General features: G+C 64.6%; 14 protein-coding genes and 2 pseudogenes. 9 read left to right on the top strand and 7 right to left on the bottom strand.

Annotated features, from left to right (window positions below; all coding sequences use genetic code 11):
* The 5 genes and pseudogenes from bioB to ASF98_RS04160 form a co-directional block, all read left to right on the top strand.
* Positions 1–539: pseudogene (gene bioB, locus ASF98_RS04180) on the top strand (biotin synthase BioB); the annotation flags it as partial.
* A gap of 1 nt (position 540) precedes the next feature.
* Positions 541–949: pseudogene (locus tag ASF98_RS04175) on the top strand (biotin synthase BioB); the annotation flags it as partial.
* Positions 950–1,102: 153 nt separating this feature from the next.
* Positions 1,103–1,372 carry a biotin synthase auxiliary protein BsaP gene (gene bsaP, locus ASF98_RS24015; RefSeq protein WP_055797903.1) on the top strand — a complete coding sequence of 90 codons (270 nt, stop codon included), beginning with the start codon at positions 1,103–1,105 and terminating at the stop codon, positions 1,370–1,372.
* Positions 1,373–1,413: 41 nt separating this feature from the next.
* Positions 1,414–1,848 (top strand): pyridoxamine 5'-phosphate oxidase family protein, encoded by a 435-nt coding sequence (locus tag ASF98_RS04165; protein WP_055797808.1) that lies wholly within the window; start codon positions 1,414–1,416, stop codon positions 1,846–1,848.
* Between the two features lie 26 nt (positions 1,849–1,874).
* The gene (locus ASF98_RS04160; RefSeq protein ID WP_055797805.1) at positions 1,875–2,294 is read left to right on the top strand and encodes a very short patch repair endonuclease; all 420 of its coding nucleotides are present in this window, start codon (positions 1,875–1,877) and stop codon (positions 2,292–2,294) included.
* 30 nt (positions 2,295–2,324) lie between these two features.
* On the opposite strand, the gene ASF98_RS04155 is transcribed toward ASF98_RS04160, so the two are convergent.
* Positions 2,325–3,533 carry a glycoside hydrolase family 26 protein gene (locus ASF98_RS04155; protein WP_055797900.1) on the bottom strand — a complete coding sequence of 403 codons (1,209 nt, stop codon included), beginning with the start codon at positions 3,531–3,533 and terminating at the stop codon, positions 2,325–2,327.
* A gap of 242 nt (positions 3,534–3,775) precedes the next feature.
* Between ASF98_RS04155 and ASF98_RS04150 the strand changes: the two genes are divergently transcribed.
* Positions 3,776–4,177, top strand: a complete 402-nt coding sequence (locus ASF98_RS04150) for an Hpt domain-containing protein (protein ID WP_055797801.1) — start codon at positions 3,776–3,778, stop codon at positions 4,175–4,177.
* A 61-nt stretch (positions 4,178–4,238) separates the two neighbouring features.
* Here ASF98_RS04150 and ASF98_RS04145 read toward each other — a convergent pair whose 3' ends face one another.
* Positions 4,239–4,994 (bottom strand): response regulator transcription factor, encoded by a 756-nt coding sequence (locus tag ASF98_RS04145; protein ID WP_200939295.1) that lies wholly within the window; start codon positions 4,992–4,994, stop codon positions 4,239–4,241.
* A 101-nt stretch (positions 4,995–5,095) separates the two neighbouring features.
* On the opposite strand from ASF98_RS04145, the gene ASF98_RS04140 reads away from it, so the two are divergent.
* Complete coding sequence (locus tag ASF98_RS04140; RefSeq protein ID WP_055797798.1) at positions 5,096–6,763, top strand: ATP-binding protein; 1,668 nt, start codon at positions 5,096–5,098, stop codon at positions 6,761–6,763.
* Positions 6,764–6,813: 50 nt separating this feature from the next.
* Here the strand turns inward: ASF98_RS04140 and ASF98_RS04135 are convergent, their stop codons facing one another.
* The gene (locus tag ASF98_RS04135) at positions 6,814–7,455 is read right to left on the bottom strand and encodes a TetR/AcrR family transcriptional regulator (RefSeq protein WP_055797795.1); all 642 of its coding nucleotides are present in this window, start codon (positions 7,453–7,455) and stop codon (positions 6,814–6,816) included.
* A gap of 121 nt (positions 7,456–7,576) precedes the next feature.
* Here ASF98_RS04135 and ASF98_RS04130 point away from each other — a divergent pair, with 121 nt between their 5' ends.
* Positions 7,577–7,870 (top strand): hypothetical protein, encoded by a 294-nt coding sequence (locus tag ASF98_RS04130; RefSeq protein WP_055797792.1) that lies wholly within the window; start codon positions 7,577–7,579, stop codon positions 7,868–7,870.
* On the opposite strand, the gene ASF98_RS04125 is transcribed toward ASF98_RS04130, so the two are convergent.
* Positions 7,860–9,116 (bottom strand): McrC family protein, encoded by a 1,257-nt coding sequence (locus ASF98_RS04125; RefSeq protein ID WP_200939298.1) that lies wholly within the window; start codon positions 9,114–9,116, stop codon positions 7,860–7,862. The two genes, ASF98_RS04130 and ASF98_RS04125, sit on opposite strands and share 11 nt — an antisense overlap.
* Before the next feature lie 40 nt (positions 9,117–9,156).
* Positions 9,157–11,388 (bottom strand): McrB family protein, encoded by a 2,232-nt coding sequence (locus tag ASF98_RS04120; RefSeq protein WP_055797787.1) that lies wholly within the window; start codon positions 11,386–11,388, stop codon positions 9,157–9,159.
* 215 nt (positions 11,389–11,603) lie between these two features.
* Here ASF98_RS04120 and ASF98_RS04115 point away from each other — a divergent pair, with 215 nt between their 5' ends.
* Positions 11,604–11,876, top strand: a complete 273-nt coding sequence (locus tag ASF98_RS04115) for a PspC domain-containing protein (protein ID WP_055797784.1) — start codon at positions 11,604–11,606, stop codon at positions 11,874–11,876.
* Between the two features lie 70 nt (positions 11,877–11,946).
* Here ASF98_RS04115 and ASF98_RS04110 read toward each other — a convergent pair whose 3' ends face one another.
* Both ASF98_RS04110 and ASF98_RS04105 read right to left on the bottom strand, forming a co-directional pair.
* Positions 11,947–12,195: a hypothetical protein gene (locus ASF98_RS04110; protein ID WP_055797782.1), complete on the bottom strand. Its 249-nt coding sequence runs from the start codon at positions 12,193–12,195 to the stop codon at positions 11,947–11,949.
* A 124-nt stretch (positions 12,196–12,319) separates the two neighbouring features.
* Positions 12,320–12,736 carry an acyl-CoA thioesterase gene (locus tag ASF98_RS04105; RefSeq protein ID WP_055797889.1) on the bottom strand — a complete coding sequence of 139 codons (417 nt, stop codon included), beginning with the start codon at positions 12,734–12,736 and terminating at the stop codon, positions 12,320–12,322.
* Positions 12,737–12,739: the final 3 nt, after the last annotated feature.

Raw genomic sequence — 12,739 nt, 5'->3', positions numbered from 1 at the left:
GTCGAGGTCGAGGGCATCATCTCGATCAAGACCGGCGGCTGCCCCGAGGACTGCCACTTCTGCAGCCAGTCCGGCCTCTTTGACAGCCCGGTAAGAGGCGTCTGGCTCGACATCCCGGAGCTCGTCAAGGCCGCCAAGGAAACCGCCGCCACCGGAGCCACCGAGTTCTGCATCGTCGCCGCCGTCCGCGGCCCCGACATCAAGCTCATGAACCAGATCAAGTTCGCGATCGACMGCATCAACGAAGCCGTGGACATCAACATCGCCTGTTCCCTGGGCATGCTCACCCAGCGCCAGGTGGACCAGCTCGCYGAGTGGGGCGTGCACCGCTACAACCACAACCTCGAAACAGCCCGCAGCTACTTCCCCGAAGTMGTCACCACCCACAGTTACGAAGAACGCCTGGAGACCTGCAACATGGTCAAGGCCGCCGGCATGGAACTGTGCTGCGGTGCCCTGATCGGCATGGGCGAAACCCTGGAACAGCGCGCCGAACTCGCCGCCCAGCTCGCCGCCCTCGAACCCCACGAAGTCCCCCTNCAACATGGTCAAGGCCGCCGGCATGGAACTGTGCTGCGGTGCCCTGATCGGCATGGGCGAAACCCTGGAACAGCGCGCCGAACTCGCCGCCCAGCTCGCCGCCCTCGAACCCCACGAAGTCCCCCTSAACTTCCTCAACCCCCGCCCCGGCACCCCGCTCGAAAACCAGGGCATCATGGACGGCAAGGACGCCCTGCGCGCCATTGCCGCGTTCCGCCTCGCCATGCCCCGCACCGTCCTGCGCTACGCCGGCGGCCGGGAACTCACCCTCGGCGACCTCGGCACCCGCGAAGGCCTCATGGGCGGTATCAACGCCGTCATCGTCGGCAACTACCTCACCACCCTCGGCCGCCCCGCCACCGCCGACCTCAACCTCCCTTCGGCGGCACAGCTCTTGCGCCCTGACTATNCTCGGCGACCTCGGCACCCGCGAAGGCCTCATGGGCGGTATCAACGCCGTCATCGTCGGCAACTACCTCACCACCCTCGGCCGCCCCGCCACCGCCGACCTCAACCTCCTCGTCGAGCTGAACATGCCCATCAAAGAACTCCAGAAGACACTATGAACAGGGTTTCATCCACCGGCCGCTCAACCGCCGGCAACCCGACAGACGCAGCCACCGCTAAGTTTTGCGGCCACTGCGGCGAGCCGTCCGACGGCGGTGACGGTCCGCCGTCGGGAGTTCACCTCCGCTGCGGCGAGCAACTCACGCTGGAGCCGCCGCGGTACTGCGGCGCCTGCCGGCGCCGCATGAAGGTCCAGGTGACACCGCTCGGCTGGAGCGCCGAATGCTCCCGGCACGGTGTCACCGAAACGAGAATGCGTGCTTAAGACACTGGCCTTTGCCCGCCGCCGGCTGAACAATAAGGCTCATGATGTTCACACACGAAGACGGCAAACCCATTCTGAACCTTGACGATGACCAGTCGTGGAAGCTCCTGGAGGGCACCAAACACGGCCGGCTGGTCGTGACTGTGAGCGGCGAACCGGATATCTTCCCGGTCAACTACGCCGTGGGCAACCGCAAACTGTATCTCCGGACAGCTCCGGGAAACAAGCTTGCAGAGCTGACCATCAACGCTAAAGTCCTCTTTGAGACAGACGGCATCATGTCAGATGAGGCCTGGTCCGTGGTGCTTCGCGGAACAGCGCGGGTCCTCGACCAGTCAGCCGACATCGCGGTGGCGGAATCGCTCGGCTTGAAGCCCTGGGTGCCCACGCTGAAGGACTTCTACGTCGAGATCGAACCAGTTTCCGTCAGCGGACGGCACTTCCAGTTCGGGGAACATCCGGAGCGCGAAATCTAGGGACTGCGGCCGCCTAGACTTAATTCATGGCTGACCAGCTGACTCCCGAACGGCGCAGCTGGAACATGTCCAGGATCCGGGGCAAGAACACCAAGCCGGAGCTGCTCGTGCGGAGCCTGCTGCATGCCAAGGGCTACCGATACCGGTTGCACGGCAGCGCCCGCGGCGGCAAACTCCCGGGCAATCCTGATCTGGTGTTCGCGGGACGGCACAAGGTCATCTTTGTCAACGGCTGCTTCTGGCATTTCCACGACTGCAAGGCCGGGCAGCACGCTCCCAAGGCAAACGCGGAGTTCTGGGAGGCGAAACGAACCCGCACCAGGAACCGCGACGCCGAACAGCGCCGGCTCTTGGAAGCTTCCGGCTGGAAAGTACTCACTGTTTGGGAGTGCGAGCTCAAGGACGCCTCTGCCTTGGAAGAACAGCTGGAGCAGTTCCTCGCCTGACGCGGGCCGTACTCCGCCCCAGCAACCGGACTACGACGCGCGGCGGGCCGCCAATGCAGCGTTGAACGCTGCCGCCGACGTGTCACTGCTGTTGATGCGCCAGTCCGTTTCCTTCTGCAGATGGAACCAGACGAAGCCCACCACGTCCGGCTGGGCTGCGAGGTAGCTCACCAGATCCGTATTCCACTGCGCTTTGGAACCGCCGGCCTCGGCAGACGCGGTCTCGGCGATCAGGATCGGGAGCCCGGGCGCAAGTGTCCGCAATTGCGCTATGCCGGGCGCAAATAGATCCTGCGGCGACATCCAACTACTCCACGACGCCGAGGTTCCCCAGTTATATCCGTCGAGTGCAACAACGTTCACGTAGGCGGCGCCCGGGAACAGCCCGGCAAGATCAGTGGAACCAAAATACGGAACGTTCGGGCTCCAAACCCAGGCCACGTTGCTGGCGCCGGTTGCTGCAACGACGTCGTGCACATGCCGCCACGCCTGTACGTAGTCGCCGGGCTGGTTGCCGTTCACACCCTCCGCCCACGGGTACCAGTTGCCGTTCATCTCGTGGGCGAACCGGAGCTGGACCGGCTGGCCCCAGGACGCCAGCGCCTGCCCCCACTGCGTTATGTAGGCATCAAAGTCGCCCGCGGCGATCCTGTCCAGGGCGTACGCGGGCTGCGTCAGGCCGCCGCCCCACGCCCAGGGTTCCCACGTGATCAAGGGGACGGCTCCGCGTGCCCGCACTGCATTCATCTCCGCGAGGGGCGGGGGTTGCTGGAAGTCCTCGTAGAACAGCACGGTGGACGGACTCTCCCCCGAAATCCGCGCCACTTCATCCAGCTCGGCACCAGCCAGCGGGCCGCCCGGCGTGGCCGCCCCAAAGCGGAGCGCCGCCGTGCTGATCGGAGGGATCGCGGGGGCGGAAGAAGTCACGGTAAACACAGAAGAGGACTTAATGGAGGAGGTTTTCGCCGTGATGGTCAACGGTCCGGCAACCGCCGCGGGGATGGTGATTGAGGCGCTGAAGGTACCGGATGCCGCAGTCTTGAACGAAAACGTGGTGGAGCCAACGATCACGGTTCCCGTGGTGGACGCCTTGAACCCGGTTCCGCTGACTGTCACCGCCGAGCCGACGGGCCCGGTATTCGGGTTCAGGTACACCTGGGCCGCAGCCGGTGCTGCCTGGACGGGCTGGATGGCCGCCAGGCTGAGGCCCAGTCCCATCACCAGCCCCGAAACAAGCATTTTCACGATCCTGAACACAGCGGTCCCCGCAATCGGCTGGTGGCCCGAGAAGCCACAGGTCAGTTCAGTGCCGGCAGACACTTGTCCCGATCCTAAAGCTCAACCGGCCTCCCCCGATCAAGATTGGCGCAAATTTTTCCGGAAAGCGCATTCCACGCCCGTGGGAGCCCTACTGTAAAAGAGGCAAGGATGTGTCCGCACCCGTTATCCCGGTTGTGCAGGCCCAAGGGAAGGGGTGTCCAATGGATGGACAGGATGGCGCCGGCCAGCCGTACGTGGACCCCTCCGTTCTGCAAACACTCCGCTGTGAGCTTGAGCCCGACGCCGAGTACTGCACCGTGTTCGTGAATAGCTACATCCAGCAATTACCCCGACGGCTCGACCGGCTCCGCCACGCTGTGGAGGCCATGGACGTCGACGCAGCCATGGATGCGGTGCTGAGCGTGAAGACCTCCAGCATGATGGTGGGGGCGGCGTACCTGAGCAGGCTCGCGGATGAGCTCGAAACCATCCTGAAGCATTTGGAATCCCATCCGGAAGCCGTGCCAGCGCAGCCGCCACGGATTCAGCTCGCGCTCCTGGAAAGCATGGACGCGTGCACCGACCAGACCGTGGCCGGCCTCTCGGCGGCCGCAGCGGCCTAGCCCCAGCCCAATAGCCCTCCGCGGCGCCACCAAGCCAGGTCCCCGGGTTCAGCTCCGGGTTTCAGCGTTCGGCAGGAGCCAGCCGGTAACCCACACCGCGCACAGTCTGCAGCCAGCGGGGGTTCTGCGGGCTATCGCCCAGCTTCTTGCGGAGGTTGCCCATGTGCACTTCCACGGACCGCTCGTCCGCCTCGGAGATGTAGCCCCCGACGTCGTACGGTTCGTCGCGCAGCCGCTTCACCAGTTCGGATTTGGTGCGCACCATGCGGCCCGCCTCGAGAAGGGCGTGCAGCAGGTCGAACTCGGTGCGTGTCAGGTGCAATTCGCGTCCGTCTACGCTCACGGTCCGTGCTTCGTAACTGAACTCGAGCCCGTTGTGCGTCAGCGTCCGGCCGTTGCCGGCGGCGACGGCAGGTGCCTTGCCCCCGGAGGAGGAGTCCGACGTCGAACGCGGACGGCGCATCATGGCGGCGACTCGCGCGCGCAGTTCGCGGGGACGGAAGGGCTTCGTCAGGTAGTCGTCCGCCCCCGATTCCAGCCCGATGAGGGTGTCCAATTCCTCGGCGCGGGCGGTCAGCATCACAATATACGCGTCGGAAAACTCCCTGATCTGGCGCGCGACTTCAAAGCCGTCGATATCAGGGAGGCCCAGGTCCAAGGTGATGACTGCCGGATTAAGTTCCTTGGCAGCAACCACGCCCGCAGCCCCGCTACTGGCCACTTGGACATCGAACCCGGCCTGGACAAGCACAACCCGCACCAGTTCACGGATGTCGTGATCATCCTCGATTACCAGACCCACACGTGATTCACTCATCGCAGCCCCCTCAGTCCGCTCGATACCGTCAGAAGTATAGCGCTCGCCGGATATCGTGGGGGTATGCGTCCAGTAAACCGCACGTCGAAATTCAGCCGGCCATGAGCGGCAACGTCACCTGGGACATCAAGTCGGGCCGGATTCTCTTCTTCCGCCGGCCGTTTCACGAGTACTCTCTGCGGGGACGGGTCACGTTGAGCCAGATGCCGCTGTCCATCACGGCGGCGCTTACGGCCGTCCTGATGTTGTTGTTTTTTCCGGTCACGCTGGGTAATCCCCTGTTCCTCGCCTTCCTGGCCACGCAGGTCCTGATCCTGGCACTGTGCTACTTCACGCCCTGGGAGAGGTTGCCGTTCACCAGCTTCCTGATCATTCCCATCCTTGACTTCATCTCGATCGCACTAGGCAGGGAGGGCGGGCAGGAGAGCCTGACGGGTATCAGCTTGCTGGCCGTCTTTCCCGTCATCTGGCTGTGTGCCTCAGGGCTGTACCCCAGGACTTCCCTCCTGGTTTCTTTCCTCGGCCCCCTGGGCATTATCTGGGTGCCGTTGTTCCTTCGCGGCGACGTCACCGGGCAGGACCTGGCGCGGACGCTGCTGCTGCCGGTGATGATGTTGGGGATCGGCGTATCGGTGAGCGTTTTGACGCTCAGCATGGTCCGGCAGCAACGGGACCTGGAAGAGAAGGACGCCCAGCTGCGGGTCACTCTCAAGGAGAGCAAACGGCAGGAGGAACTGCTTAATTCTGTGCTGGAAACGGTGCACATGGGCGTCCTGGCCGTCGATGCCGACGGGCACGACATCCTGATGAACCGCAAACAACGGGAAAACCACCGGCTCGCTACGCCGGCGGGAAACAGCGACCCCAACGAATCCCAGCTCCTGGTGTTCCAAGCGGACCGGACCACCACCGTCCCGGTCGAACAGCGGCCGGTCCGCCGCGCGGTGATGGGCGAAAGTTTCACGGACAATCTGGTGTGGCTTGGCAGCGGCAGTGACCAGCGTGCCATCACCACCAGCGCCCGCGCCATGCGGGACCCGGACGGCGCCTTCGCCGGATCGGTGATTGTGTTCAGCGACGTCACCGACCTGGTCAACGCCCTGGCCGCCAAGGACGACTTCGTGGCCAATGTTTCCCACGAATTCCGCACTCCGCTAACCTCGATCCTGGGCTACGTGGAACTGCTGCTGGACGATCATGACGGCATGGGCGCTCCGCACCGTGACGCGCTCATGATCATCCGGCGGAACTCCGAGCGGCTGCTCGGGCTGGTGTCGGACCTGCTAGCCAGCCGGAGCGGGCAGCTCATCGTCAGCCCGCAGGCGGTAAACGTGGCGGAACTCGTACGGGCGAGCATTAGTGCTGCGCTCCCCCGCGCCGCCGCAGCGAAGGTGCGGCTCCATGCCGACGCTCCTGAACGACTCGAGGCACACGTGGATTCAGGGCGCATGTCGCAGGTACTGGATAACCTCGTGTCCAACGCAATCAAGTACTCGCCAAACGGCGGCGACGTTGTGGTGTCGCTGGACTCAGAGGGACCGGAACTGGTGTGCGAGGTAAGCGATACGGGCATGGGCATGAGCGACAAGGATCAGGCGGAGGTGTTTACGAAATTCTTCCGGACCAGCAACGTGCGGAACACTTCCATCCCGGGAGTGGGGCTGGGCCTGCCCATCAGCAAAGCGATTGTTGAAGCGCACGGCGGGACCATCCAGCTTCGCAGCGCACTGGGAGAAGGAACCACGTTCACAGTTAGGGTGCCGGTTTAGCGTCCGGCACGCGGGCAGAGGCACGCCCACGGTCAGCCTGCCGCCCACGGTCAGCCTTGTGGCCGGTACTGCTCAATCAACGTCCGGGCCATCGCCTGCGCACGCTTGGCGGCGCCGGTATCGCCTTCCGTGGCGGAGATGATGGACCCCTTCATGAGGATGTGCCACGAGCGGGAGAAATCCTCGGTGTCGCGGAGTCCCGCCTCCTCGGCGAGCTGCTGGACGTGGCCGCGGATCCTGGCGAGGTAGTCAATGCTTGCCCGCCCCAGCGGATGGTTCGCGCCCATTTCCAGCAGGATGTTGATGAAGGAGCACGCCTCGAAATCGTCGCGCCGGAACCAGTCGCCGAAGACGTCGAAGATTGCAAGCAGCTGCTCGGCGGGCGTGCTGCCGCGGCGGCGCGCGTCCGCGACGATCATGTCCACGGTCCAGACGCGGTCGCGCTGTTCCAGGAAGGCAAGCACCAGCTCATCCTTGGAGGCAAAGTGCCGGTAGAAGGTTGCCTTGGCCACGCCGGCGCTGCTGATCAGCTCGTTGACGCCCACATCGCGGATACCCCGGCGCGCGAACAGCTGGTACGCCGTATCAACGATCCGTTGCCTCGCGTCGGCAGCACCAATCGCAACCTCGCCCACCGGGGCAGGCTGTACCGGTGCAGGCTGAATCACTGCGGGGTCTGGCGTGGGGTTCATTACAAATAGTCTAGCGCAAAGGGGAGACAGACTTGTCTGTCTGAGGTAAAATTCTCTACATTCCGGTCGGTCGAATTCCCAGCGTTTGAGCCAGAGCGCTTGTGCCACAGGAGGGTAAGAGATGCCGAAGAAATTGCTGTCAGCCGCAGAGTCCCATCAGGGGAATCCGTGGCCGGCGCGGTCCGGGATCCATGCCGTTGGGGGGCCCGTCCGCGGGCGCGTGAATCTTGAGCCGATTCGCCACCAGTCGTGGGAAATCATTAATGCAATCCTGATGGACAACGATCCGGAAGGGTCGGAAATCCGCAATCAGCTGCGCCGTTGCCTCAACAAAAACCGAGGCAACCCTGAGAGGGCCTTGCTCATGCACCTCATGTCAATGCCGGGCCGCTCCGCGCCCGCAATCATTGATTAAGTCCTGCCTGCCGCACCACTTCGCCCCAGGACTGCTGTGCCAGGTCAGCAACAGCTGCCAGGATGTCCGACGGCGGCAGGGACAGATCAAGCGGGTACTCCACCACGTCGATGTCCGTGTGAAGGATGCGGCGGAGTTTCATTTCCCCCGAGCCTGCGTACACAAGCCAGGCAGTGGGGACGCGTAGGGCCGTGCAGTAGGCCAGCATCTGGAAGTGGTCCGCGGACAATGACGCGCCCTGGTCCGTAGCCGCCCGGTATTTCGTGTCGTAGACCACCACGGGGCGGCCGCCCAGGAGGTGGACTGCGTCCGGATTCACCGTGAGCCGGTCGGAGTCGCGCACTGCCTCGTTCAGCAGTGCGTTGTACTGCAGCCGCATCTCGCCTGGATATGCGGCCATGGCTTCGCGGAGGGCAGTGCCCACAAAGTCTTCGAACACCTGGCCCATGTCCACGACGAACGACGCCGTCTGTTGCTTTCCGTCGCCGGCTTCGGCTGAGGCGTTGCGCAGGATCACTTCGGAGAGGCGGAGCACCGCATGGTACCGGGCGTTCATTCTCGTGGCCTGCCACGGCGGCAGCGGCGCTCCGGACTGAAGCCGCGTGACAGCGTCGAGCTTTCCTTTCAGCTGCCGCAGGCGGCTCTGGACGTCAGGCCGCACGCGCGGAACCTGGGCCATGCGCTCCAGGGCGGCCCGCAGGATGCGGTTCTCGGCGATGTCTTCGGTGAATTCGTCATAGGAGACTTCTAGCGGCACCAGCATTCCGGGGCGTCGCGAGATCTGGTCCGAGATCCGGATCCTGCCTTTCACCGTCCGCAGCGATTCGTCCACGGTGAGGTAGCCCTGCAGGACGCCGCGGCTCAAGGCCCTGTCCGCCAGCTGTGCCAGCGATTCGGCCAGCGCGCTCCACAGGTCCGAATCCTCGACGGCGGCCACGGGGTCGTCGCGGAAGCCCTGGTTCCCGGCATAGCTGAGGAGGAACAGCAGCCGGCTGATGCCCAGCCGGTCCTTGGGCCGCACTTCCAGCTGCACCGTGGGCGTCCGCACGGAGCCCACCATGCCTACCGGCTCGATCCTGAACAGGCCCATGCCCATGGGGGACGCCTTGGCCAGGCCGCTGGCGTTCAGGAACGCTGCACTGGCGGCGTCAAGCTTGTCCACCACACCGCCGGACAGCTCGTCCAGGACAATGTGGCGGACGGCCTTGCCGGCACTGGAAGGCGGCCTCGCCGGCGGTGGCGGCATGGCGACGGCGGGCCCCAAGCCCTTAGCCGGCAGCAATTCGTTAGCGGGACGCAAGGCGGCCCAGCAGCTGCTCCAGTCCGAAGCGCTCCTGCAGCTGTGCCCGGTTCAGCTGGCCATGGTAGTGCTCTTCAAGGAGCGGCATGAGCTCGTATTTCCAGATCCGGCGCAGGCCGGAGGGAGTCTGGGCGGCCTTCTTCATGAAGTACGACGGCCCGATCATGAGGTCGCGGTCCCACTCGTCAATCGCGTCGTTGAGGGCGTCGAGGAGGAGTGCCGGGGTGGTGTCCAGGTTCCGGGCCTGCAGGAAGCGGAGCAAGGACCCCTTCACCGGTTCGGTCTTGGGATGCAGCTCGATGAAGGAGAAGCGCCGGCGGATGGCCGCGTCCATCATGGCGATGGACCGGTCCGCGGTGTTCATGGTCCCGATGATGTACAGGTTGTCCGGCAGCGTGAACGGCTCGTTGGGGCTGTACTGCAGGTATATCCGGTCATCGCGGTATTCAAGCAGGAAGTACAGCTCGCCGAACACCTTGGCTAGGTTGGCACGGTTCATTTCATCGATGATCAGGAAGTAGGGCTTGTTCTCGTTGCCAGGCTTGGCAGCCTCTTCCGCAAGGCGGCGCAGTGGGCCGGCCACCAGCTTGAAGGACACCTGCCCCTCGTCCGTCTTGTCCGGCCGGAAGCCTTCAAAGAAGTCCTCATAGGCGTACGACGGGTGGAACTGCACCAGTTTGACGCGCTCGTCGGTGCTGTCCCCGGCAAGTTCGGCCGCGAGGTGCTTGGCAAGGTACGTCTTGCCTGTTCCGGGCGGGCCGTAGAGCACCAACTGCCGGTTCTCCTCCAGGAGTTCGGCGATTTCCTGCAGCGGCTCCAGGTCCATGTGCAAGGACGCGGCGAATTGTTCCGTCAGCGGGCGGAACCCTTCCGGAACGGGCTCGACGACGGCGGCCGGCTCGGCGGCGTCGTCGGCCTCCGCTTCCGCTTCGGCGGGCAGCAGCGCCTGCAGCGCCTGCACTACCCGGGTGACATCGACGATGACTCCGGGCGTGGCCAGCTGGCGCTGGACGTGGCGCGGAAGGTCCGCCGTGCTGTGCGCGTCGTCGAACCAGCGGACCTTGCGGCGCATCCGGCGGTTGTCCTCGTTATGCTCGGGCTCGCCCAGCACCCCGCCCAGTCGGACGGCGCCGGCGTGCTGGTACAGGACCAGGTCCCCCGGTTTCATAACGGTGAGGAAGGCAAATACGGCGGTCTTGTTGTCCTCGCGCTCCACGTAGCCCAGGTGCTTGTAGTCCTCATCCACGGCGTGCTGCACGACGCCCGCGGTGACCCCGGCATCCAGGAGGCGCAGATGCTCGACGTCGAGCGTCACTTTCTCCTCCCCGTGCCACGCCGCCAGGAGGTCCTTCACGTCATGGTGCGTGCGCAGGAGCCAGGCACGGCGGCCCGGGTCCCCCACCTTGCGCCACTGGCTCACCAGCTGGCGGGCGTACCAGTCGATGCGCTGGCCTGCCTGCTTGTCGAGGTAGAGGCGGATACGGTGGATGTCAGCGGTAATTTCGGCTTCGCTATCGCCCTTGGCGCCGCCCACCAGGGAAGCGAACGCGTCCCGGATTTCCTGCCGCTCCACGTCCGCCACCACCGGCTCGAAGTAGCTTGGCCAGGCCAGGTACTCGATGCTCCGGCGGATGGCCGGCTGGTCATCCGGGGTTCCCGACGCGAGCTGATGGAACGCGAGGGGGTCCTTCAACGCCTTGGTCACGGCATTCGTGGACTGCTGGTCAACATGCTGCACAAACCGGCACAGCCACTTCAGGTGGTCCCAGATGGTCCAGTTAAATTCGGCGGTGCGGTCGCGGATGACGCCGTGGTCCGTCATGCCCTCGTAGAGTTCCTCCGGAAGTTCCAGAGGCGGCTCCAGCCAGGAGGCCGCCTCGGCCACGCGGGCACGTTTGACCTTCAGCGACTTGACCTCGTGCGCCAGCGGCAGCGACTGGAGGAACAGCAACTCGACCGCCAGCTGCTTGGCTGCGCGGGAGGCATCCGAGAGGTTTTGCCGCAGATTGGTCATCATGGGCGCCTTGGAATCCGCGACGCCCCGCTCCAGCCGTTCCAGCAGTTCGGCGGCAGCTGCGGTGGTCCACGTCTGGGTCCGTCCGTCCAGCGCTGACGGCTTTCTCTGCAGGCCTGCCCCGAGGACAAACCACGCCGCGTCCTCGATCTCCTTGGAGATTCCGGGGGCGCGGGTCATGGCAGGCTTCGCGGTTGGGGTCATGCCTTCAAATTTACAGGCTTAACCTGAACGGCAGCACCACGGGGCGCCATAAGTTACTGCCCGGTAGGGCTTTGGTCATTATGTATGTTTACATGGCCCCGCCTTTAATTGCCGGTTCCTATGCCGCTTCAATTGCCCGCCGGCATCCGTGGCTTTCGGCCCTAGGAAGTGCGGCAGGGACGGCCATAGTCTGGCCGCACAACGAGGAGCGTGCCATGACTTTTAACGACCTGACCCAAAAAACATTCGCTGCGATCCGGGCAACCGGGCTTAGCCGCGGCCCGGACAGGTGGATCGGCGGCGTCTGCGGCGGAATCGCAGCCAAGCTGGGAGTGGACCCCAACGCAGCCAGGATCGTCTTCCTGGTGCTGTCCCTGATACCGGGCCCTGCCGTCACGTTCTACATCTGGGCCTGGATCCTCCTCCCGGACAGCACCACGAACCGCATCTACCTCGAGTCGTGGCTGAGCAACGACTCAGTGACTTAAGCCGCGTTGCGACGCGGGACGGCCTGATGCCGCGGGGGCGCTGCGATGTGTTGGAGGCTGATGCGGGGAGTCAGCGCTTGGCGCTGGCGGGCAGGTTCTTGCGACCGAACGCGAAGTAGCTTCCCGGACCGACGAAGTTGATCAGCGTGACAGCACGCCACAACGCCTTGCTGCCGCGGATCTGCTCCGCGGGCCGCCGGGAAATGTCCCGCTGGGCCGCGATCAGGAGGGAGAGCTGCACGGCGGCTGCCACCAGGGTCCCGAACCGTGCCAGCGGCGGCATTTCCTTCCAGGACTTCTTCTTTTTCTTAGTGGCCATGGCCGATGCTCCCTCGTTTGTGGACTTGTTCCGTTGGTGGATTGGTTCCGTTGGTGCGTTTTTCTGGCGCCCCCGTGTGACGATCATAGGGACGCCGCCCCGCTCCAAGGTAGGGGCTTTGGGCTCAGGCCGTGAACGGAGCCAGCCGCTCCTTCTGTTCCGGAGTCAGCCGCAGCACCCGGCCGGTAGCCTCATCCACGAAGGCCAGATGCGTGGTGGCCTTGACGCAGTCCTCCCTAGTCACCGGGTCCTGCAGCAGGTAGTGGATGTCGAAGCTGGCACCTTTGACAGCGCCGATCCACAGCTGGACCACAGCCGGAACGTTCCGGTAGTCGAGCGTCCTGACGTACCGGATCTTGTGCTCCACCACCAAAGCCATGGTGCCCTCTGCCACGTCGTTGAACAGGGACACCTGCGGCTCGACGCCGGGCAGGCCGGCGCCGCGGGGCGGTCCGAAGGCCGCGATTCGGGCTTCCTCCAGGATCCGCACGATCTGCACATTGTTGACGTGACCATAAGCATCCATGTCTCCCCAGCGCATCGG

This window comes from Arthrobacter sp. Leaf337, assembly GCF_001423745.1.
Lineage (GTDB): Bacteria > Actinomycetota > Actinomycetes > Actinomycetales > Micrococcaceae > Arthrobacter.
The sequence above is the reverse complement of the archived record's forward strand: the minus strand, read 5'-3'. Positions and strand labels throughout refer to the sequence as shown.

Coding starts and splice junctions, on each gene's coding strand:
- bsaP (WP_055797903.1), top strand. CDS start 1,103: ATGAACAGGGTTTCATCCACCGGCCGCTCAACCGCCGGCAACCCGACA.
- ASF98_RS04165 (WP_055797808.1), top strand. CDS start 1,414: ATGATGTTCACACACGAAGACGGCAAACCCATTCTGAACCTTGACGAT.
- ASF98_RS04160 (WP_055797805.1), top strand. CDS start 1,875: ATGGCTGACCAGCTGACTCCCGAACGGCGCAGCTGGAACATGTCCAGG.
- ASF98_RS04155 (WP_055797900.1), bottom strand. CDS start 3,533: ATGCTTGTTTCGGGGCTGGTGATGGGACTGGGCCTCAGCCTGGCGGCC.
- ASF98_RS04150 (WP_055797801.1), top strand. CDS start 3,776: ATGGATGGACAGGATGGCGCCGGCCAGCCGTACGTGGACCCCTCCGTT.
- ASF98_RS04145 (WP_200939295.1), bottom strand. CDS start 4,994: ATGAGTGAATCACGTGTGGGTCTGGTAATCGAGGATGATCACGACATC.
- ASF98_RS04140 (WP_055797798.1), top strand. CDS start 5,096: ATGAGCGGCAACGTCACCTGGGACATCAAGTCGGGCCGGATTCTCTTC.
- ASF98_RS04135 (WP_055797795.1), bottom strand. CDS start 7,455: ATGAACCCCACGCCAGACCCCGCAGTGATTCAGCCTGCACCGGTACAG.
- ASF98_RS04130 (WP_055797792.1), top strand. CDS start 7,577: ATGCCGAAGAAATTGCTGTCAGCCGCAGAGTCCCATCAGGGGAATCCG.
- ASF98_RS04125 (WP_200939298.1), bottom strand. CDS start 9,116: ATGCCGCCACCGCCGGCGAGGCCGCCTTCCAGTGCCGGCAAGGCCGTC.
- ASF98_RS04120 (WP_055797787.1), bottom strand. CDS start 11,388: ATGACCCCAACCGCGAAGCCTGCCATGACCCGCGCCCCCGGAATCTCC.
- ASF98_RS04115 (WP_055797784.1), top strand. CDS start 11,604: ATGACTTTTAACGACCTGACCCAAAAAACATTCGCTGCGATCCGGGCA.
- ASF98_RS04110 (WP_055797782.1), bottom strand. CDS start 12,195: ATGGCCACTAAGAAAAAGAAGAAGTCCTGGAAGGAAATGCCGCCGCTG.
- ASF98_RS04105 (WP_055797889.1), bottom strand. CDS start 12,736: ATGCGCTGGGGAGACATGGATGCTTATGGTCACGTCAACAATGTGCAG.